This window comes from Hydrogenophaga sp. GW823-FHT04C09 (genome assembly GCF_058796355.1).
This window is the reverse complement of the sequence record NZ_JBXAIO010000002.1, coordinates 112,442-132,569: the sequence shown is the minus strand read 5'-3', so window position 1 is coordinate 132,569 and position 20,128 is coordinate 112,442. Positions and strand designations below refer to the sequence as shown.

The following is a 20,128-nucleotide window of genomic DNA, read 5'->3' as shown; positions in this document are numbered from 1 at the left end:
CCATGGCGTCTTCCAAACCCAACCCCCATTCCCGTTTCATCCCGCGCGAGGAGATCGACGGCGTCGCCGCCTGGCACTTCTCCGCCGTGGACGGCAGCGACGACCTGCCCAAGGCCGGCCCGGCCGACGGCACCGCCAGCGAGGGCGTGACCTCCGAGGTGCTGCAGGAAGCGCGCCAGCAGGCCTATGCCGAAGGCTTTTCGCGCGGCCACGATGCCGGCGGCCAGGAAGTGCGCGACGCGCTCGAAGCCACGGTGCGCAAGACCGCCGAGGAAACCGCGGTGCGCATGGCCCAGCTGCTGCACAACACGCGCGACCACCTCAAGAAGAGCGAAGACCAGATCTCGCGCCACATCCTGGAACTGGCCTGCGACCTGGCCCGCCAGGTGGTGCGCCAGGAGCTCAAGAGCGACCCCGCCCACCTGCGGCCGGTGATCACCGAGGCCCTGGGCCAGCTGGTGGACGACGGCCAGCCCGCCACCGTGCGCCTGAACCCGGGCGACCTGGCCATGATGAAGGGCGCGCTGCAGGAAAACATGGGCAACCACCCTGCCGAGTTCGTGGCCGATGCGGCCATCAGCCCGGGCGGCTGCCTGATCGAGTCGGCCACCATGACGGTGGACGCCACCATCGAGAAACGCTGGTCGCGCGCCGTGGGCAACCTTGGCATGGAAGCGGCCTGGAACCCGGGGAACGCCGATGTCTGACAGCATTTTCGGCACTGAGAGCCGCTGGGACAACTTCATGGAAGACGTGCGGGCGAACGCCGCCGTCAAGACACCGCTGGAAGTGCGCGGCACCCTCACCCGCCTGGCCGGCCTGGTGCTCGAAGCCGTGGGCCTGAAGGTGCCTGTGGGCTCGCAGTGCCTGATCGACAACGGCCACAAGGACCCGGTGCTGGCCGAGGTGGTGGGCTTCTCCAACGACAAGGCCTACCTGATGCCGGCCGGCGACACGCATGGCCTGTCCAGCGGCGCGAGCGTGACGCCGCTCGCCCCCTTCCGCACCGTGCCGCGCGTGGGCAAGGCCAACAAGCCGCCCTCGCCCGACGATCGGGGCACGCTGCGCCTGCCGCTGGGTGCCGGCCTGCTCGGCCGCGTGGTCGATTCGCACGGCAACCCGCTGGACCACCAGGGCCCCATCCTCAACGTGGACGTCGAGCCGATGGACCGCGCTCCGCTCAACGCCATGGACCGCGACCCGGTGCGCCAGCCGCTGGACACCGGCGTGCGCGCGATCAACGCCCTGCTCACCGTGGGCCGTGGCCAGCGCATCGGCCTGTTCGCCGGCTCCGGCGTGGGCAAGAGCGTGCTGCTGGGCATGATGGCGCGCTACACCAAGGCCGATGTGATCGTGGTCGGCCTGATCGGCGAACGCGGCCGCGAGGTCAAGGAATTCATCGAGGACATCCTCGGCGCCGAAGGCCGCCAGCGCTCGGTGGTGGTGGCCGCCCCGGCCGACGCGCCGCCGCTGGTGCGCATGCAGGGCGCCGCCTACGCCACCGCGATCGCCGAACGCTTCCGCGACGACGGCCTGGACGTGCTGCTGCTCATGGACTCGCTCACCCGCTACGCCATGGCGCAGCGCGAGATCGCGCTGGCCATCGGTGAGCCGCCCGCCACCAAGGGCTACCCGCCATCGTGTTTCGCCAAGCTGCCACAGCTGGTGGAGCGCAGCGGCAACGGCCTCAACGGCAAGGGCTCGATCACCGCCTTCTACACCGTGCTCTCCGAGGGCGACGACCAGCAGGACCCGATCGCCGACGCGGCGCGCGCCATCCTGGACGGCCACATCGTGCTCTCGCGCGCGCTCGCCGAATCCGGCCATTTCCCCGCCATCGACGTGGAGGCCTCGGCCTCGCGCGTGATGCACAACGTGGCCGGCGCGGTGCACCTGGAACTGGCGCGCCGCTTCCGCAGCCTGTATTCGCGTTACCAGAAGAGCCGCGACCTGATCCAGCTCGGCGCCTACGTGGCCGGCAGCGACCCCGAGACCGACCGCGCCATCGTGCTCTACCCCGCCCTGCAGCGCTTCCTGATGCAGGACATGCACGAGGCCGCCACCCTGCCCGAGAGCCTGCGCCAGATGCAGGCCGCGCTGCAGGACGAGAAGGACAAGCCTTCGTCCCAGCGCCAGACCCGCCCCCACCACAACCCCTATGAAGGAAACGCCGGATGACCGCGCTGAACACCCTGAACAAAGTGGTGGAACTCGCCGAGAAACGCCGGGACGAGGCCCTGGGCGTGGTGGCCCAGATGCAGCGTGAGCTGAAGGTGGCCCAGGACCAGATGGACCAGCTGCAGGCCTACGCCCTCGAGGCCGAGGCCCGCTGGGTGACCCGCAGCGCCACCGGCGTGGACCCCGCGCTGCTCATGCACCACCGCGAATTCATGCACAAGATCTACCACGCCGTGGAATTCCAGCGCGGCGTGCTGGCCGACCGCCAGCGCCTGATCGACACCGCGCAGGAGCAGGTGCACGTCACCGAGCGCGACCTCGCCGGCCTGCGCAAGTTCACCGACCGCAAGGTGCAGGCCATCGCCCACAAGGCCCAGCGCCAGGAACAGAAGCAGACCGACGAAATGGCGCTGTCCATCCACCTGCGCCAGAGCCTGGCCCAGGCCCAGGCCCGCAACTGAAGCCCCCGACGACCCCCAGCCCGACGCCGACACCATGACCACCACGCACGCCAGCACCCAAGCGCCCAAGCCCGCCGAAGCCGCGTCCAAGCCGGCCCAGCCAGGTGGCAACGCGCGCGCCAACGCCGACAAGCCGGCCGAGGACCTGTTCGCCAGCCTGCTGAGCCTGGTGAGCGACACGCACCAGCCCGCGGCCAGTAACACCCTGCCCGACGGCGAAGCCGCCAACGACGCGCAGGCCGAGGCCGACGACCCGACCGACGACAACCCCCTGGCCGCCCTGCTCGCCTGGGGCCTGCCCGGCAACACCGCGTCCACCACCGGCACCGGCGCGGCCGCCGCATCCACCTCCAGCAAGGCCGAAGGCGCCGCCCGCGAGGGTGGCATCGACGTCAGCGGCATGACCCGCGTGGACGAAGCCGCGCCCGCCCTGCCCAACGCAGCCGCGCAAGCGCGCGCCGCCGCCGCTTCGCGCCCGGCCTTCAGCCCACTCAACCCCAACGCCGCAACCCCCGCCACGGCGGCCGCCACCGCCGCCGCCCAGCGCGCCGGGGACAACACCGCCCAGCCAGGCGGCGCTCCCGCCATGGTCTGGCAGCGCGGCGCGGTCTCCAGCACCGAAGCCCTGCAACAACAGCAGAGCGCCCAGTTCGCGCAGGTGCGCGCCACCGTCGCCCTCAACGAGCGCCTGGGCGTGGCCTCGGCCGGCACGGACGTGGGCGCCAGCCCCACCAACCCGCGCGAGTTCGCCCTGAGCGGCCCCGCCGCCGGCGCCACGGCCACCGGCCCGGCGCAGGACGGCAGCCTGACCGCCGCGAGCGGCACCGCCCCCAGCGACAGCAGCGGCGGCAACAGCGACGCCGCTTCCCAGTCCTTCACCGACCAGGGCAACGGCGACGGCCGCAACCCGGCCGACGCCCGCGCCGACGCCGAAGCCCCGACCGTGAGCCACTGGGGCACCCAGCACATGCGCCATGCCAGCCTGCGCGTGGGCGGCGAAGGCGCCGACGCCATCGACATCCAGCTCGCCGTGAAGGGCCAGGAGGTGCAGGTCGCCTTCCAGACCGACAACGCCGAGGCGCGCGCCACCCTGCGCGAAAGCGCCGGCGAATCGCTGGCCGACCTGCTGCAGCGCAGCGGCATCCAACTCTGCGGCGTGTCCGTGGGCTCGCAGGGCCAGGCGCAGGGCGATGGTTCGTACCAGCCCCGCCCGGCCGGCCTGAGCACCGAGGCCCTGGGCCGCGCCAGCCAGGCGGCCGAACCGGCCGCGCGGCCGGTGCTGGCCCCCCGCACCGACGGCAGCCGTCCCCTGGACGTGTTCGCCTGATTCGGAAGCACCCCTGCGCCGCCTGCGGCGTCTCCCCCTCAAGGGGGCGCACCTGGCGGCCCGGCAAAGCCGGTTCCGCGGGTGCCCTGGCGGCGTTTGAGCAATGCGGCACACCTTGCCACCTAGCGACTGAATAACCCCCTTTTCCGGCGCTTATCTGGCGAACGGCGGAGGGAGTGGCGCCCAATAATTCTTTCAACCCCACCCGGTATGGCCGGTGGGCCACATTGAAGGAAGAACATGTCCGCTGCCGCCGCCACCGCCACCGCTGCCGCCCCCGAAGCGCCCAAGAAGAAGAGCAAGAAACTGCTGTTCATCGTGCTCGGCGTGGTCGTGCTCGCGCTGATCGGCGCCGCCGCCGCGCTGTTCATCCTCAAGAAGAACACCGCCGAAGACGATTACGAGGACGATGGGCACGCCCCCGTCGAACAGGCCGCCAAGAACCCCAAGACCGCGCCGGTCTTCCTGCCGCTGGAGAACATGGTCATCAACCTGGCCGACCCCGGCGGCAACCGCTTCATCCAGCTCGGCCTGACGCTGCAGCTGCAGGACGCCGCCACCGAGACCGCCGTCAAGGCCTACCTGCCCAGCATCCGCAGCCAGGTGCTGGTGCTGATCTCGCAGCGCACCGCCGACGAGATGCTGGCGCTCAAGGGCAAGGAAAAGCTCGCCAGCGACATCATCGCGACGATCTCGAAGGAGATGGGCTACGCCGTGTCCACCGAGGGCGAAGAGGCGACGCGCAAGAAGAAATCGAAGGCCGCCGCCAACCCCGTGCAGGCCGTGCTGTTCTCCAGCTTCATCGTTCAATAAGCAGGACGACACGCCATGGCCGATTCGTTTCTGTCCCAGGAAGAGATCGACGCCCTTCTCGAAGGCGTCACCGGCGAGAGCCAGAAACTCGCGAAAGAGGAAGTGCCCACCGGCGGTGTGCGCGACTACAGCCTCTCGAGCCAGGAGCGCATCGTGCGTGGGCGCATGCCCACCATGGAGATCGTCAACGAGCGCTTCTCGCGCAACCTGCGCCTGGGCCTGTTCAACTTCATCCGCCGCAGCCCCGAGATTTCGGTGGGCGCGGTGCAGGTGCAGAAGTACAGCGCCTTCCTGCGGGAACTGGTGGTGCCGACCAACTTCAACATCATGGCCATCCGCCCGCTGCGCGGCAACGGCCTGGTGGTCTGCGAGCCCACGCTGCTGTTCGGCGTGATCGACAGCCTCTTCGGCGGCAATGGCAAGTTCCACACCCGCATCGAGGGCCGCGACTTCTCGCCCACCGAGCAGCGCGTGATCAACCGCCTGGTGGAGGTGGTGGCCGAGGAATACAAGAAGGCCTGGCGAGGCGTCTACCCGATCGAGCTGGCCTACCAGCGCTCGGAGATGCAGCCCCAGTTCGCCACCATCGCCACCCCGAGCGAAATCGTGGTCTCCACCAGCTTCACGCTGGAGATCGGCGACATCGCGGGTTCGCTGCACATCTGCATTCCCTACGCCACGCTGGAGCCGATCCGCGACGTGCTGTATTCCAGCGTGCAGGGCGACGCCATCGAGGTCGACCGCCGCTGGGTCAAGCTGCTGAGCCACGAGATCCAGGCCGCCGAGGTGACCATGGTCGCCGAGCTGGCCCAGACCGACGCCACGGTGGAACAGCTGCTGGCCATGCAGATCGGCGACTTCATCGAACTCGATCGCCACCCTTCGATCAAGGCCCACGTGGATGGCGTGCCCGTCTTTGAATGCCAGTACGGCACCCACAAGGGCAAGTACGCCCTGCGCGTCGAGCGCAACCTGCGTGGCACCGATTTGCACTGGTTGGGAGATTCCTATGTCAACTGAGAGCACCAACACCATGAACGACGCTGTTGCCGACGAATGGGCCCAGGCCCTGGAAGAACAGGCCGCCACCACCGAAACGGTCGCCGACGGCGCGCCCGAGTTCGAGGCCAGCACCGCCCCCGTGGCCTCGGGCACGAGCCCGATGCAGGACATCCAGATGGTGCTGGACATCCCCGTCCAGCTGTCGGTGGAACTGGGCCGCACCCGGGTGCCGATCAAGTACATCCTGCAGCTCGCGCAGGGCTCCATCGTCGAACTCGACGCATTGGCCGGCGAACCCATGGACGTGCTGATCAACGGCTACCTGATCGCCCAGGGCGAGGTGGTGGTGGTGAACGACAAGTTCGGCATCCGCCTGACCGACATCGTGACGCCGTCCGAACGCATGCGCAGGGTGAGCAGGACATGACCATGGGTCATGTCACCCCCCGCGTCGCCTTCGGCGCCACCCCCCTGGCAGGGAGGCGACGCCAGAGGCCCGGCAAAGCCGGTTCCTCGGCATCCCTGGACTAAAAACCTCTTCTCCGATCGAGCCCCTCATGCTGCAAAACGCGATGCCCGCGCTGCTTCTGCTCGCCCTCATGGTGGGCCTGGCCTTCGCCCTGAAGTGGGCGCGCCGCCGCCTGCCCGGCGCCGTGGGCCACAGCGGCCCGCCCATGCAGGTGCTCTCCACCCTCTCGCTGGGCCCGCAGCAGCGCGTGGTGACGGTGCAGATCGGCCAGGGCGAAGACCGCGTGTGCCTGGTGCTCGGCGTGTCCGCCGGCAGCGTGAACGCCCTGCACCAGATGGCCCTGCCGGCCGATCTGGTGGACCCCGCCGGCCCCATCGTCACGCCCGCTTCCGGCTTCGCCGCGCGCCTGGCCCAACTGACCCAACCCCTCAAAGGCCCCCATGCGCCGCGTTGAACCTTTGCGCACCGGCCTGCTGCTGGCCGCGCTCGCCCTCTTCGCCACCGGCGCGGCCTGGGCCCAGGGCGCGCCCGCCGCACCCGCCGGCCCCACGCTGCCGCTGATGATCGGCCAGGGCGCGGGCGGCACCAGCTACTCGGTGCCGATCCAGACCCTGCTGTTCTTCACCGCGCTGTCCTTTCTGCCGGCCGTGCTGCTGCTCATGACGGGCTTCACCCGCATCGTGATCGTGCTCTCGCTGCTGCGCCAGGCCCTGGGCACGCAGTCGGCCCCGCCCAACCAGGTGATCGTCGGCCTCTCGCTGTTCCTCACGCTGTTCGTGATGGGCCCCACGCTGGACCGCGTGTACGCCGACGCCTACGAACCCTATTCGCGCAACGCCATCACCTTCGACCAGGCGCTCGAACGCGGCCAGGCCCCCATGCGCGAGTTCATGCTCAAGCAGACGCGCCAGTCCGACTTCGAACTCTTCGCCAAGCTGGCCAAGCTGCCCAACGACGTGACCGCGCAGAACGCCCCCTTCCGCGTGCTGGTGCCGGCCTTCGTCACCAGCGAGCTCAAGACCGCGTTCCAGATCGGCTTCATGATCTTCATCCCCTTCCTGGTGATCGACATGGTCGTCGCCAGCGTGCTGATGTCGCTGGGCATGATGATGCTCTCGCCCGTGCTGGTGGCCCTGCCGTTCAAGCTCATGCTGTTCGTGCTGGCCGATGGCTGGAACCTGCTGCTCGGCTCCCTCGCCGCATCGTTCTCCACCTAGAGGAACACCATGGATCCCCAAGCCGCCCTCACGATGGGGCAGAACGCCCTCTTCATGCTGCTCATGGTCGCCGCGCCGGTGCTCGCCACGGTGCTCGGGGTGGGCCTGCTGGTCAGCCTGTTCCAGGCCATCACGCAGATCAACGAAGCCACGCTCGCCTTCGTGCCCAAGCTGATCGCGGCCATCGCGGTGTTCGCCATCGCGGGCCCGTGGATGATGACCACCATGGTCGAGTTCATCCGCAGCACGATCCTGTCGATCCCCAACTTCGCCATCTGATCTCGCGATCGGCCGTCGCATGCCCACGTTCACCGAAGCGCAGATCATGGCGCTGGTCTCGCCGGTGTTCTGGCCCTTCCTGCGCATCCTGGCCGTCTTCTCCAGCGCGCCCATCTTCTCCTCGCGCTCGGTGCCCATGCGCACCCGCGTGGGCCTGGCCTTCCTGGTGGCGGTGTGCGCCCAGGCCGGCCTGCCCGAGCAACCCGTGATCGGCCTCACCGACGCGGGCGCCTTCGCCGTCGTGATGCAGCAGGTGATCGTGGGCATCGCCATCGGTCTGGCGGTGCGCATCGTGTTCGCCTCCGTCGAGCTCGCCGGTGAACTCATCGGCCTGCAGATGGGCCTGAACTTCGCCGGCTTTTTCGATCCGTCCACCAACTCGCAGTCCAGCGCCGTGGGCCGCTTCTTCGGCAACACCACCATGCTGCTGTTTGTGGTGATGGGCGGCCACCTCATGCTGCTGCAGGCCGTCGTGGCCAGCTTCAACACCTTTCCGCTCAGCGGCAGCGCCTTCGAATCGATCAACCGCATGCAGTTGCACGAGCTGGGTTCGGTGGTGTTCCGCTACGGCCTGTGGATCGCCCTGCCCATGATCGGCATGCTGCTGTTCATCAACATCGTGCTCGGCTTCATCTCGCGCATCGCGCCGCAGATGAACGCCTTCGCCATCGGTTTCCCGCTCACCCTCTCGGCCGGCCTGGTGGGCATCGCCTTCACCCTGCCCATGCTGGACACGCCGGTGGCCGCGCTCATGAAGCTGGCCACCGAAATCTTCACCGGCGGTTGAGGCGGCAGCGGTGCTTGGTTCCACCACGCCAACCGCCTGTCCGGCCGCGCTACACAAGCGCGGGGGCGCGTCGAAACAGGCCTCAGGGGTCAGCGGCACCTTCGCCGCGCCATCCGCATCTCTTCCGGAGACTTCATGAAACTTCGCACCCAGATCCTCTGTCTTGGCCTGGCCGGCGCCGCGTTGGTGTCTGCCGCGGGCGGCATCGGCCTGCTCGCCGTCTCATCCATGGCCGCCAAGGTCGAGGCCTCCGCACTCTCCAGCCAGGCCCTGCAGGCCTCCCTGAGCGCGGACATGATGCACGACGCCCTGCGTGGCGACGCGCAGCGCGCGCTGCTGGCGGTGATGAAGAACGACACGGCCACCGTGACCGCCGCGCGCAAGGATCTCGACGACCACGTGGCCACGCTGGACGAGGCCCTGAAGAAAATCGCCGCCTCCGGCATCGACCCCGAAGCCCGCAAGGCGCTGGACGCCACCCTGCCCGTGGTGCGGCAATACACCCAGGCCGCGCAGGCCGTCATCGGCGGCGCCGCCCAGGGCGTGGCCCAGGCCGAAGCCCAGTTGCCGGCGCTGAACCAGGCCTTCGCCCAACTCGAAGACCAGCTGGAGAAACTCTCGGGGATGATCGAGGAGGACGTTGCCACGATTTCCGAGGCCGCCGCGGCCAGCGTCGCGCAATCGCTCTGGACCATCGCCATCGCGGTGCTGGTGGCCACCGTGCTGCTGGTGCTGGGCGCGCTCTGGGTCGCCCGCCTCATGGCCATCGCCATGGACCAGGCCGTGGCCGCCGCCGGCCACCTGGCCGAAGGCGACCTCACCCGCCCGATCGCCCTGGTGGGCAACGACGACACCCGCCAGCTGCTGGGCGCCATGCGCACCATGCAGAAACGCATCAGCGACACCGTGAGCCACGTGCAGGACAACGCCGCGCTGGTGTCGGATGCGAGCGTGCAGATCGCCCAGGGCAACACCGACCTCTCCACCCGCACCGAAGAGCAGGCCGCCGCGCTGGAAGAAACCGCTGCGTCGATGGAAGAACTGGGCACCACCGTGCGCCAGACCGCCGACCACGCCGGCAAGGCCAACGAACTGGCGAAAACCGCCTCTCAGGTCGCGGCCGAAGGCGGCGACGTGGTGGGCAAGGTCGTGGAAACCATGCGAGGCATCAACGACAGCTCCAGGCGCATCGCCGACATCATCGGCGTGATCGACGGCATCGCGTTCCAGACCAACATCCTGGCGCTGAACGCGGCGGTGGAAGCCGCGCGGGCCGGGGAACAGGGCCGTGGCTTCGCGGTGGTGGCCGGTGAAGTGCGCAACCTCGCGCAGCGCAGCGCCCAGGCGGCCAAGGAGATCAAGGGCCTGATCGACGCCAGCGTGGAACGCGTGGCCAGCGGCACGCTGCTGGCCGACCAGGCCGGCGTCACCATGCAAGGCGTGGTCGACGCGATCCGCCGCGTCTCCGACCTGGTGGGCGAGATCAGCAGCGCCACCAGCGAGCAGAGCGCAGGCGTGGGCCAGGTGGGCGAAACCATCAGCCAGATGGACCGCGTGACGCAGCAGAACGCCGCGCTGGTGGAAGAAAGCGCCGCCGCCGCCGACAGCCTGAAACATCAGGCCCTGCAGCTGGTGCAAGCCGTTGCCGTCTTCAAACTCAACCGCGATCCGCGCCTGGGCATGCCGCTCGCGGCGTGACCGCCGCCGCGGTCTTTCGGGCGCTCAGCAGTCCTGCACCAGTTCCCGCACACGGAAGATGCGGGAGCGGACCGTGCCGATCGGGATGCTGAGCGACTTGGCCGCCTGCTCGTAGGTCAGGCCCTCTTCGATGTAGGCCTCGAACGTCGACGACAGGGCCTCGGGCATGGCGCGCATCTTCTGATCGACAAGCCGCAGCCGCTGCTGCAGGGAAACGATGTGAAGGACATCGGGGGCGCCGCGCGTGTCGGCGGGCCCGTCTTCCATGTCCACGAAGCGCGCGCGATGAGCGACGGCCTTGGCCACGTGTTGTCGGCCGACATTCTGCGCGACGCCAAAGATCCAGGACTCCAGGCACGATCGCCCGCCGAAGTTCCGCAGCGATTTCAACACTTCCACATACACGTCCTGGACCAGATCGTCGACCAGTTGGGGATCGCGTTCAAACCGCCGCAGGAAGCTTCTGAGCTTGCCATCGGTGCGCAATGCCAGCGTGGCCAACTGGGCGTGCAAGTCCGAAAAGGTGCCGTCGCCTTCCTCTGCTCGATTGACTTCCACGGTCTCTCCTCTCGGGGCGTTGCTACAAACTTCGCTGCACTTTAGGACGCGACCCGACGCTCAAGGAATGGAAGGAACGGACAGGGAAGAACCACGATCAAGGCGCTTGAAGCCTCCCTCGAACCGCGAACCCGACCGCTTGGTCGAGATTTTTAACAACCGGCGTAACCAGTGGAAACAGACCCTGCGGACGGGTCACCGTTCTGGGTGATCGCGTAGACCTTGGCGTCGAGCGCCCGCTGGTCGTGAACGATGCGCTTTCTGGCCACACCCTCGAACTGCGCGCCGAGCTTCTCCGCCACCCGCTGGCTCGCGACGTTGTCCACTCGAATGACCAGCGCCAGCCGCTGCAGCCGTAGGACGCGGAAGCAAAAATCGATCAGGTAGCGCGCGGCCCACGCCGAAACACCCTTGCCGCGACAACGAGGCTCCACCCAATAGCCCAGATCGGCGCACCGACAGTCCCACAGGATGTTGGACACGGTCACACCGCCGACCACAGCGCCTTCCTCAGTGAAGATTCCGCACGAAAAAGTGCGGCCGGATGTCCATTCCGACTCCAGTTTTTGAAGGAGCACATGGGCGTCCTCCTCGGACCGGATCGCGTCGGGCCACTCTTCCCATCGCAGAATGTCCGCCCTGGATCGATCGACAGCGGCAAACCAGCGCCCGGCGTGAGTGCGCATGAGAGGCCGGATGTCCAGACCGGCTGTCGCGGCCTGCATCGGCCGCGTGCACGCCGCCTCGCGCAGCGTGCCCTGCGCGCTTTCCATGTCGATCATTGCTGATGGCCCCTCCAAAACTGGGCAGCGACGTTAGCGTCTGCTCAAGGCCTTGTGCGCCGCAAGCCACCAAACGACAGGGAGGCAACCGGTTTCGACGGGAATGGCGAACCAGTTGCAGCAGAGCAAGTGTCACCACCGTCGGGCGCCGGCATTAGGGCTTGCCCTAGGAAGGCGAACCGGGCCAAAAGCCGGGTCACTCACCAGACAGCTTCCTCCACAAAACCCACGAGGTGATCCGGTGAGCAGTTTTGCGATCAATTCCAGCTTTGTGGTGTCGGACGTGTCTTGGCTGGATGACGAGAAGGAGTTACAACGAGGCGCCCAAAAAGACGCCGAAACACTCCAAGACGCCCAAGACCTCGCGGAGGTGTGCACCGACAAAGGCCTCGATGAAGGGGTGGCCTACCTGAAGGAAAAATGGCGCCTGGAAAAGCAGAGTCCCCCGAAGGCGGTGCAGGCCCTGGTCACCAGCAGCTCGCTCAACTGCTCGGCGATGCCTCGAATGTCGGAAGTGAGGTGCACATTGCCAACGAATTGGATGAAGGCATGGAGCGCGTTCGCAGCGTCCGCCTCAAGCTGCGTGGCGACTTCGCCCAGCCCGGGCATGCCCAGCGCCGATTTGATCAACTCATTGCATTGGGCCCGGATCCTGGCGGCTTCGAGCGGGTTCAAGTCCGCTCGGTTAGCCCAAGCCCGCGTCAGCTCGGTCAGTCCGCATTGGAGCGCCTTCTTGGCGTGCAGATGCCGCTGGACGCCGGCCGAGGCGGTCAGGCCGTCCAGCAAGGTGACGATGGTGACGCACGATGAGATGGTGGCTGCTACACATTCCCGCAGCGGAATCTCCGTTATCGCGGGGGGGCGGTCTTTGTCTTTGTAGCTGAGGCCATCAAGCCCCAGTGCCGCGCTCCATACCGCCAGATAGAGAGGGCTCCCGGACGACCCGGATGTTCTGTTGATCCGCGACGAGGCGGGCATGGATGAGTTCATGGCGCGCCTTGGCGAGCGGCCTTTGAATCAAGAAGTGATGAATCTCATTGAGGACCAGAAGGAGGATTTCGCCGAGAAGGAATTCTGGGCGCTGGAAAAAACGGGCTTTGGCCTGTTCACCAATGTGGTGAGCCTGGGCCGAAGCGTTTTCGAGTTGAAGCGCTTTTCCGACACACGCGGTTTCCTGCTGGAACGCAGGGACGCGTTCAAACGGGCCATCGAGAAACTGAAAGGCAAAGCCGGCTCGAAAGTCCTGACGCACCTTTTCGATTCGGTGCGCTACAAGATCAAGTCCAACATCGCGGCCCTGTTCGGCGCCTCCACCCGGCTGTGCAACGCCGTCGGCGGCATCGTCATCAAATCGCTCACCCTCGCCGGCATCAGCTCAGGGCCCGCGGCCGCCGTCATCGCCCCAATCGTCGTGGGCGTCTACGCCATCAAGAACTTCGTCGGGGCCTACTACGACCGTCTGGCCAGGCGCAACGAGTGTGAGGTCACCAACTCGATCAAGATCGCCAGCAACGACACCTCCAGCAACATGGAGAACTCCATCAAGCTGGAGCTCACGGCGGACCTGGAAGCCCTCGCGGGCGACATGGACGGCATCAAGGACTTTGTGGAGGCCATGGGCCATCCGGAACTGTTCGAACCCTTCCAGAAACGGTTCGAGGCGGCCATCAACAAGAAGGCGAAGTTCACCGAACTTCAGGCCCTGATCGACGCCTGGCCGCGCTGACCACCGCCAACCATGACTTGATCGCCAGCTGCCGGTTCGATGAAGGCATCTGAGCCAGCTCTTTGTTCCAAAGCAGCACGGTCACTTCATCGGGGTGCTGCTCGACCGTTTCAAGGCATACCTGGACCACGGACTCGTGATCGAAAGACTCAAATTCCGCCAGTTCCGCCACCTTCTTTTGCTCAATCAAGTCCTTCAGGCCATTGCCCTCATAGATGGGAAATTCTTGTTGATCGAGCTGGCTCAGAATGCCCGGCATCAAGCGCCCGAAAACGCCATTGCTGCTGAACTGAGCAAGGATGTTCGCCAAGTCAATCGGCCGATCATGTCCAAGCTGCTTAGTGAAAGGGTTCATTTCGAGGATCCAGAGTCAAGGTTGGTGACGTGTTTTCAACCCTTCGTTCGTGTCGAAGGCGAGCGTTGAGTGAGGGTGTTCCGCCTTAAGTTCGCGCCTTCCGTCGCTCAAGCGAAGGTGTGCGCCTTGCCACAACCACCGGTTCCCGAGCAATCCCCCAAATCAGTCATTTCGATCCCGCGCGCGATCGCCTCGTTCCAGACTGGCCGGAACGAAATACCTTGGCAAAGAAACCAGATGCGGGGCCTGCGCAGGGCCCGTGCGGGTACGTCGAGCGTGCCTACCGCTCCAGCAACCCGCGCAACATGCGCTGCGGATCGGCCAGAAAGTCCCGCGTGACGCGCACGTGTTCCGTGTCGTCGTAGGCCACCGGCGCCATGCCGTCGGCGCCGCACTGGTAGATGCAGGCGTCCGGGTAGGCCATGAGCAGCGGCGAGTGTGTGGCGATGACGAATTGCGAGCCTTCGTTCACCAGGTCGTGAATGCGCGCGAGCACGGCCAGTTGCCGCTGCGGCGAGAGCGCGGCCTCGGGTTCGTCGAGGATGTACAGGCCCTGGCCGTGGAAGCGCTCCATCAGCAGCGTCAGAAACGATTCGCCGTGCGACTGCTCGTGCAGCGAATGTCCGCCATAGGACTGAATGACCGGCGCACCCAGGCCGGGCTCGGCGTCGAGCTGCTCGATCTCGGTGGCGACGTTGAAGAAGCTCTCGGCCCTCAGGAAGAAGCCGGTGCGCGGCCGCTTGAATCCCTTGGCGATGCGCAGGTGCTCGTGCAGCACCGAGTGCGAGCGGCGCGTGCTGAATCGGAAGTTCTTGCTGCCGCCCTCGGCGTTGAAGCCGAGGGCGACGGCGATGGCTTCGAGCAGGGTGGATTTGCCGGAGCCGTTCTCGCCGATGAAGAAGGTGACCTTGGGGTGGAAGTCCAACCGGTCGAGCGTGCGCACGGCGGGCAGGTTGAAGGGATAGCGCTCGAAGCTGTCGACGGTGTCTCGGCGCAGGCTCATGCGCTGCAGGAACTGGGACGAGATCATGGCGGGCCGGGTTTCAGGTTGAGGCCAGCAGGCGCGGCACGGCGGCCACGAGCATGGCCACACCCGACAGGCTGAGCAAGGACAGCACGAGCTTGCGGAACGCGGCCTCGCTCAAGCCCACGTACAGGCGCGAGCCCAGCAGCACGGGCACGAGCAGCGCCACCGCGACGATGGGCAGCAGAGGCCACATGTCGCGCGTGACGGCGCCCGCGATCACGTAGCCGAGCATGGTGAAGGCCAGGGCCGCGAGGTTGAAGTTCTGGATGATGGCGCGCTGCGTGTCTTTCTCCATGCCGCGCAGCGTGCACCACAGCGTGGGCACCACGCCGGTGAAGCCGCCGATGCCGCCCATGAAGCCGCCCGCGAGGCCGGCCACGCCATCGGCCACGCGCCCGCCGCGCGAGACCTTGGGCAGGTGCGATGACATCAGCATGATGGGGCACCAGATCACGAGCACGCCGCCGAGCACCAGGCGGAACAGGTCGGGGTTGAGGTGCGGCAGCACGGCGATGCCCATGGGAATACCGAGCACGCCACCAGCGAGGAACGGGGCGAGCACCTGCAGCCGGAAGGCGCGCCGGCTGGTGACCGCGGCCACGATCTGGCCGGTGAGCGAGCCGAACACGGCCATGACGGCGGCCACGCGCGGATCGATGCCCCAGACCCAGAAGGACATGGCGACCATGCCGAAGGCAAAGCCCGAGAGGCCTTGCACGAAGCCGGCCACGGCCGCGCCCAGCACCAGCAGGGCGATTTCTGGGGTCGTCACGTTCCCATCTCCTCAAAAAAGAAGGCGGCCCACCACCGGGTGGGCCGCCTTCGATCTTGCCATGGCCGCACCGCCGGGGCGGCAGGGCCTTGGGTCTTCAGTTCTGGGTTTCGATCTTCTCGTCCTGCACGAGCTTCTGCCAGCGCGCCACTTCGGTGGCCAGCACCTTCTGCGCTTCGGCCGGCTCGGTGCTGGTGGCGCCCAGGCCGAGCTTGCGCAGGCGCTCGATGACCTCGGGCTTGGCCATGATCCTGGTCATCTCGCGCGAGAGGCGCGCCACCACCGGCGCGGGCAGGTTCTTGGGCCCGGCCAGCGCGGTCCATCCGGTCACGTCGAAACCCGGCGAGACGGTTTCGGCCAGGGTGGGCACGTCGGGGTAGGTGGGCCAGCGCTGCGTGCCGGTGACGGCGAGCAGGCGCAGGCGGTTGCCGTTGACGAGCGGCTCCATGCTGGCGAGGTTGTCGAGCACGGCCTGGATCTCACCGCCGGCCACGGCGGTGGGCGCGAGGTTGCCGCCCTTGTAGGCCACGTCGATGAACTTCACGTGCTCGCGGCTTTGCAGCAGCACGCTGGCCAGGTGCATGCCGGTGCCCACGCCGGCATGGCCCATCGAGAGGGTGCCGGGTTTGTCCTTGGCCTGTTTCATGAGTTCGCCCATGTTGCGGATGGGTGAGCTCGCGCCCACTGCCACGCCGAAGGGGAAGCGCGTGGTCATGGTGACCATGGTGAAGTCGTTCACCGAGTCGTAGGGCAGCGACTTGTAGAGCGCGGGCGAGATGCTGTGCCCCGAGGCCATGAGGAACAGCGTGTGGCCGTCGGGTTCGGCCTTGGCCACGGCGTTGGCCGCCAGGGTGCCGCCCGCGCCGGGCCGGTTTTCCACCACCACCGGGCTGCCCAGTGCTTCGGCCAGTTGCTGGGCCACGAGCCGGGCGGTGGCGTCCACGCCGCCACCGGGCGTGAAGCCGAGCAGCAGCTTGATCGGCTGGCGCGGCCAGTCGGCCGCCTGCGCGTGCGCGATGCCGGTGGAGAAGGTGGCGAGCAGGCCCGAGCAGAGGCCGGCGAGCAGGCCACGGCGGCCGAGGCGGGGGGATTTCATGCGGTTGTCTCCAGGGGTGGGACGCCGTTGCCTCACTCGCGGAGGCTTGCGGCGGGTGGGGTTCAGTTCTGCACTTCGATCTTTTCGTCCTTGATGACCTTGGTCCAGCGCGCCACGTCGGTGGCCAGGAAGGCCTGCGCCTCGCGGGGCGAGGTGGCCCAGGCGTCGGAGGCCTGGAGGCGGAGGGTTTCAACGATGTTGGGGCGCGCCAGCGTGCTCTGCACCATCTCGTTGAGCTGCGCGACGATGGCCGGTGGCAGGCCCTTGGGGCCAGCCAGCGCGTACCAGGCGCTCACGTCGAAGTCGGGCAGCAGGGTCTCGGCCACGCTGGGGATGTTGGGGAACAGCGCGAAGCGGTTCTTCGAGGTGACCGCGAGCGGCTTGACCTTGCCGTTCTCGATGTGGGCCGCCATGCCCGCCAGCGAGGTGAAAAGCAACGGCACTTCGCCCGCGATCACGGCCAGCGCCGGCGCGCTGCCGCCCTTGTAGGGCACGTGGGTGAGCTTCACGTCCGCGCGCGACTGGAAGAGCACGGCCGCCAGGTGCATACCGCTGCCCTGCCCGCCGGTGCCGTAGTCGATCTTGCCGGGCTGGGCCTTGGCCTGCTGCACCAGTTCCTGCACCGTCTTGAACGAGGCGTTGGGGTTGGCGATGATGGCGAACGGGCTGCGCGCCACCATGGAGACCATGGTGAAGTCGTTCACCGGGTCGAACGGCAGCGATTTGTAGAGCCCCGGCGCGGCGGAGTGGCCCGAGGCCATGAGGAACAGCGTGTAGCCATCGGGCTCGGCCTTGGCCACGTAGTTGGCGCCGATGGTGCCCCCGGCGCCGGGCTTGCCTTCCACCACGGCCTGCTGGCCGAATTTCTCGGCGAACTGCGCGGCGATCAGGCGCGCGAGGTTGTCCACCGGCCCACCCGAGGTGAAGCCGTGGATGATGCGCACCGGCTTGGTGGGCCAGGCGGGCGCGTTGCCCTGGGCGTGCGCCGCGGCGCCGAAGAGGCCCAGCGTTGCCCAGGTGAGCAGTGCGGCGGTGAAAGTGTGGCGTTTCATAAGAAGAACCTCTCCGGTTGGGGTCCGCGCTCGACGGGCCGTGATTGGTAGTTGCCCTCCCCGAACATGCGCATGCGCGAGGCCATGAGCTCTTCGTTGAGCTTCTGCAGCTTCGCTTCGTCGAAGGTGAGCTTGCCGCCGCGCTTGGCGAACTGGCCCGCCACCAGAACGTTTTCGATGTCCGAGGTTTCCGCGTACATCACCACGATGTGCGCCGGGTTGCCACCGGGCAGCGCGGGGAAGATGTTCATGCCGCGCGCGTCGAACATGATGAGATCGGCCTGCTTGCCCGGCGTGATGGACCCGGTCTTCTTGTCCAGGCCGAAGGCCTTGGCGCCGCCCATGGTGGCCCAGTAGAGGGCGTCGCGCGTGAGCGTGGAGTGCTGCGTCTTCGCGGGCCACTTGCCTTCGTGCCACAGGCTGCGGTTGTCCAGTTCGCGCTGGTGCAGGAAGGCGTGGCGCATCACCGAGAGCATCGAGCTGTTGAAGTAGGGGTCGCAGTCGGTGCCGATCGAGGGCATGGCGCCGTGCTTGACGAGGCGCCCCAGCATGGCGGGTTGCTCGTAGTTCAGCATCTCGGTGAGGTTGGTGGCGGTGATGGTGCAGCCCGCGTCGAGCACGATCTTGAGTTCCTCGTCGTCGAAGCAGTTGCCGTGGCCGATGTTGTGGTCGGGCCCGAGCAGGCCTTCCTTCGCCAGGCGCGGGTAACCGTCCTCCACCACGCGCTTGCCCTTGCGGCCGTAGGTGTGGGCGGAGTTGATGAGGCCGTACTCGCGCGCCAGGCGGATGTCGTGCGCGGCCACGTCGTACTCGCCCCAGTCGGGCCCGAGGATGGCCATGGCCAGGGTGACCAGGCGGTCGTCGCTCGAGAGGCGCCCGGTGCGCAGGCGGTGGATCTCTTCGCGCGGGAAAGGCTTCTTGTGGTACGGCACCTCGCCCGGGCGCTCGGGCGGTTTCACCGTGCCGCGCGCGAACACGGCGCGGATGCCGGACTCTTCCAGCGCGTCGATGGCCACGTCGGTCATCTCCGCGTCACGCAGGATGTGGCACCAGTCGACGATGGTGGTGGTGCCGTTGCGCAGCTGGTTCAGCGAGCCCAGCAGGTTGCCCAGGTAGACGTCGCGCACACCGTATTTGGTGGCGAGGTTCTGGTGCATGTTGGCGTGGTAGTCGCGGCTGCCGACCCAGTCGGAGCCGATGCCGCGCAGCTGGAATTCCCAGGTGTGGATGTGCGCGTTGACCATGCCGGGCGTGACGATGCGGCCCTTGCCGTCGACGACTTCGGCGCCATCGGCCTGCAGGTTGGGGCCGACGGCCACGATCCTGTCGTTCTCGATCAGGATGTCGGCGTCGTCGAAGTCGCCCACGGCGGGGTCCATGGAAAGAATGCAGGTGTTCTTGATGAGAAGGCGGGTCATGGGGTTCGTGGGGAGTGGGAAAGGAATCAGGCCGGGGAATCCGTCGGCGGGACGGGGCGGGTGGAGTTGCGCACGACCAGCTCGGGCCGCAGCACGACGGTGGCAGGCGACATCTGCCGCCCGTCCAGCCCGTCGAACAGCAGCTGCGCGGCGCGCCAGCCAAGCTCGCGGTGCGGCAGCCGGATGGTGGTGAGCGAGGGGTTGACCATGTCGACCAGCGGCATGTCGTTGTGGCCGGTGACGGCCACGTCGGTCGGCACGCGCAGGCCGGCGGCCTGCAGCGCGTCGTAGGCGCCCAGCGCCACCAGGTCGTTCGAGCAGACCACGGCCTCGGGCGGCTTCGCGCTCTGCGCGAGCAGCTGGGTCATGGCCAGGCGGCCAGCCTCGCGGCTGTAGGACTCGCAGGCCACCACGCCCGCGCTGCGCAGGCCGCGGTCGCGCAGCGCCTGTTCGAAGCCCTGCAGCCGGCCCAGGCCGGTGGGCAGGCTCTGCGGGCCGGCCAGGTGGGCGATGCGCTCGCAACCGGTGCGCACCACGTGGTCCACCGCGAGCTTCATGGCCAGCCGGTCGTCGCTCACCACCGAGGGCAGGCGCCCGGACTCGTCGGCGCGGTTGACCATGACGGCGTGCAGGCCGGCGCCGACGATGAAGTCCACCAGCGGGTCTTCGCGCGAGGCGATGGCGAGCACGATGCCGTCGACCTGCTGGGCCAGCATGCGCTCGACCGTGGGCCGGGCCAGCGCGCTGGCGGCCACGTTGGCCACCATCACGAACCAGCCGCGCGCGGCCGCGCAGGCTTCGATGCCTTGCAGGATGGGCGGGAACACCGGGTTGGTGATGTCGGGCACCAGCACGCCGATGGTGTGGGTGCGGCCGGTGCGCAGGGCCGAGGCCGCGCGGTTGGGCCGGTAGCCCAGGCGGCGCGCGGCCTGCTCGACGGCCTCGAGCACCTCGGCGCTGACGGCGGCGCGCCGGCGCGGATCGAGCGCGCGCGAGACGGTGGACAGGTGCACGCCGGCGGCCCGGGCGACGTCGCGGATGGTGACGGGGCCGGCGGGCTCCGTGGCGGAAGGGGAACGGGGGGTTTCGGTCACTTTGAAGGGTTTCATGC

23 protein-coding genes are annotated in these 20,128 nt (G+C 67.8%); 13 read left to right on the top strand and 10 right to left on the bottom strand.

The window, feature by feature from the left end:
- Positions 1–2: 2 nt before the first annotated feature.
- The 12 genes from AC1Q9M_RS05705 (at position 3) to AC1Q9M_RS05650 (ending at position 10,231) form a co-directional block, all read left to right on the top strand.
- Entirely contained in the window at positions 3–707 is a 705-nt protein-coding gene (locus AC1Q9M_RS05705; protein ID WP_382323239.1) for a FliH/SctL family protein, read from the top strand.
- On the top strand, positions 700–2,178 hold the full coding sequence (gene fliI, locus AC1Q9M_RS05700) for a flagellar protein export ATPase FliI (RefSeq protein ID WP_444688493.1): 1,479 nt from the start codon (positions 700–702) through the stop codon (positions 2,176–2,178). Before AC1Q9M_RS05705 ends, fliI begins: the two co-directional genes overlap by 8 nt.
- Positions 2,175–2,639 (top strand): flagellar export protein FliJ, encoded by a 465-nt coding sequence (gene fliJ, locus AC1Q9M_RS05695; protein ID WP_382323237.1) that lies wholly within the window; start codon positions 2,175–2,177, stop codon positions 2,637–2,639. The genes fliI and fliJ overlap by 4 nt, the downstream gene beginning before the upstream one ends.
- A gap of 34 nt (positions 2,640–2,673) precedes the next feature.
- The gene (locus tag AC1Q9M_RS05690) at positions 2,674–3,966 is read left to right on the top strand and encodes a flagellar hook-length control protein FliK (RefSeq protein WP_492432845.1); all 1,293 of its coding nucleotides are present in this window, start codon (positions 2,674–2,676) and stop codon (positions 3,964–3,966) included.
- Between the two features lie 240 nt (positions 3,967–4,206).
- Complete coding sequence (locus tag AC1Q9M_RS05685; protein ID WP_382327403.1) at positions 4,207–4,779, top strand: flagellar basal body-associated FliL family protein; 573 nt, start codon at positions 4,207–4,209, stop codon at positions 4,777–4,779.
- Positions 4,780–4,794: 15 nt separating this feature from the next.
- Complete coding sequence (gene fliM / locus AC1Q9M_RS05680; protein ID WP_382161801.1) at positions 4,795–5,799, top strand: flagellar motor switch protein FliM; 1,005 nt, start codon at positions 4,795–4,797, stop codon at positions 5,797–5,799.
- Positions 5,789–6,208 (top strand): flagellar motor switch protein FliN, encoded by a 420-nt coding sequence (gene fliN, locus AC1Q9M_RS05675; RefSeq protein WP_382161804.1) that lies wholly within the window; start codon positions 5,789–5,791, stop codon positions 6,206–6,208. The genes fliM and fliN overlap by 11 nt, the downstream gene beginning before the upstream one ends.
- A 130-nt stretch (positions 6,209–6,338) precedes the next feature.
- Positions 6,339–6,704 (top strand): FliO/MopB family protein, encoded by a 366-nt coding sequence (locus tag AC1Q9M_RS05670; RefSeq protein WP_382327407.1) that lies wholly within the window; start codon positions 6,339–6,341, stop codon positions 6,702–6,704.
- Positions 6,691–7,467 (top strand): flagellar type III secretion system pore protein FliP, encoded by a 777-nt coding sequence (gene fliP / locus AC1Q9M_RS05665; protein ID WP_382323235.1) that lies wholly within the window; start codon positions 6,691–6,693, stop codon positions 7,465–7,467. Before AC1Q9M_RS05670 ends, fliP begins: the two co-directional genes overlap by 14 nt.
- A gap of 9 nt (positions 7,468–7,476) precedes the next feature.
- Positions 7,477–7,746, top strand: a complete 270-nt coding sequence (fliQ, locus tag AC1Q9M_RS05660) for a flagellar biosynthesis protein FliQ (protein WP_382323234.1) — start codon at positions 7,477–7,479, stop codon at positions 7,744–7,746.
- Positions 7,747–7,765: 19 nt separating this feature from the next.
- Positions 7,766–8,533 (top strand): flagellar biosynthetic protein FliR, encoded by a 768-nt coding sequence (gene fliR / locus AC1Q9M_RS05655; protein WP_291113517.1) that lies wholly within the window; start codon positions 7,766–7,768, stop codon positions 8,531–8,533.
- A gap of 135 nt (positions 8,534–8,668) precedes the next feature.
- Positions 8,669–10,231, top strand: coding sequence for a methyl-accepting chemotaxis protein (locus AC1Q9M_RS05650; RefSeq protein WP_492432842.1), 1,563 nt, complete (start codon positions 8,669–8,671; stop codon positions 10,229–10,231).
- A gap of 24 nt (positions 10,232–10,255) precedes the next feature.
- Here AC1Q9M_RS05650 and AC1Q9M_RS05645 read toward each other — a convergent pair whose 3' ends face one another.
- The 3 genes from AC1Q9M_RS05645 to AC1Q9M_RS05635 all read right to left on the bottom strand — a co-directional run bounded on the left by AC1Q9M_RS05645 (position 10,256) and on the right by AC1Q9M_RS05635 (position 12,561).
- Positions 10,256–10,789, bottom strand: coding sequence for an RNA polymerase sigma factor (locus AC1Q9M_RS05645; protein ID WP_382327411.1), 534 nt, complete (start codon positions 10,787–10,789; stop codon positions 10,256–10,258).
- Between the two features lie 152 nt (positions 10,790–10,941).
- Complete coding sequence (locus AC1Q9M_RS05640; protein WP_492432840.1) at positions 10,942–11,571, bottom strand: GNAT family N-acetyltransferase; 630 nt, start codon at positions 11,569–11,571, stop codon at positions 10,942–10,944.
- 405 nt (positions 11,572–11,976) lie between these two features.
- Positions 11,977–12,561 carry a hypothetical protein gene (locus AC1Q9M_RS05635; RefSeq protein WP_492432838.1) on the bottom strand — a complete coding sequence of 195 codons (585 nt, stop codon included), beginning with the start codon at positions 12,559–12,561 and terminating at the stop codon, positions 11,977–11,979.
- On the opposite strand from AC1Q9M_RS05635, the gene AC1Q9M_RS05630 reads away from it, so the two are divergent.
- On the top strand, positions 12,527–13,297 hold the full coding sequence (locus tag AC1Q9M_RS05630) for a hypothetical protein (protein ID WP_492432836.1): 771 nt from the start codon (positions 12,527–12,529) through the stop codon (positions 13,295–13,297). The genes AC1Q9M_RS05635 and AC1Q9M_RS05630 overlap by 35 nt on opposite strands.
- On the opposite strand, the gene AC1Q9M_RS05625 is transcribed toward AC1Q9M_RS05630, so the two are convergent.
- The 7 genes from AC1Q9M_RS05625 to AC1Q9M_RS05595 form a co-directional block, all read right to left on the bottom strand.
- The gene (locus tag AC1Q9M_RS05625; protein ID WP_492432834.1) at positions 13,257–13,652 is read right to left on the bottom strand and encodes a hypothetical protein; all 396 of its coding nucleotides are present in this window, start codon (positions 13,650–13,652) and stop codon (positions 13,257–13,259) included. The two genes, AC1Q9M_RS05630 and AC1Q9M_RS05625, sit on opposite strands and share 41 nt — an antisense overlap.
- Positions 13,653–13,932: 280 nt before the next feature.
- Complete coding sequence (locus tag AC1Q9M_RS05620; protein WP_382323229.1) at positions 13,933–14,682, bottom strand: AAA family ATPase; 750 nt, start codon at positions 14,680–14,682, stop codon at positions 13,933–13,935.
- Positions 14,683–14,695: 13 nt separating this feature from the next.
- Entirely contained in the window at positions 14,696–15,451 is a 756-nt protein-coding gene (locus AC1Q9M_RS05615) for a sulfite exporter TauE/SafE family protein (RefSeq protein ID WP_492432831.1), read from the bottom strand.
- Positions 15,452–15,548: 97 nt separating this feature from the next.
- Positions 15,549–16,547: a Bug family tripartite tricarboxylate transporter substrate binding protein gene (locus AC1Q9M_RS05610; RefSeq protein WP_492432829.1), complete on the bottom strand. Its 999-nt coding sequence runs from the start codon at positions 16,545–16,547 to the stop codon at positions 15,549–15,551.
- Between the two features lie 62 nt (positions 16,548–16,609).
- Positions 16,610–17,599 (bottom strand): tripartite tricarboxylate transporter substrate binding protein, encoded by a 990-nt coding sequence (locus AC1Q9M_RS05605; protein WP_492432827.1) that lies wholly within the window; start codon positions 17,597–17,599, stop codon positions 16,610–16,612.
- Positions 17,596–19,017 (bottom strand): amidohydrolase family protein, encoded by a 1,422-nt coding sequence (locus tag AC1Q9M_RS05600; RefSeq protein ID WP_382161843.1) that lies wholly within the window; start codon positions 19,015–19,017, stop codon positions 17,596–17,598. Before AC1Q9M_RS05600 ends, AC1Q9M_RS05605 begins: the two co-directional genes overlap by 4 nt.
- 26 nt (positions 19,018–19,043) lie before the next feature.
- Positions 19,044–20,126: a LacI family DNA-binding transcriptional regulator gene (locus tag AC1Q9M_RS05595; RefSeq protein ID WP_444688500.1), complete on the bottom strand. Its 1,083-nt coding sequence runs from the start codon at positions 20,124–20,126 to the stop codon at positions 19,044–19,046.
- Positions 20,127–20,128: the final 2 nt, after the last annotated feature.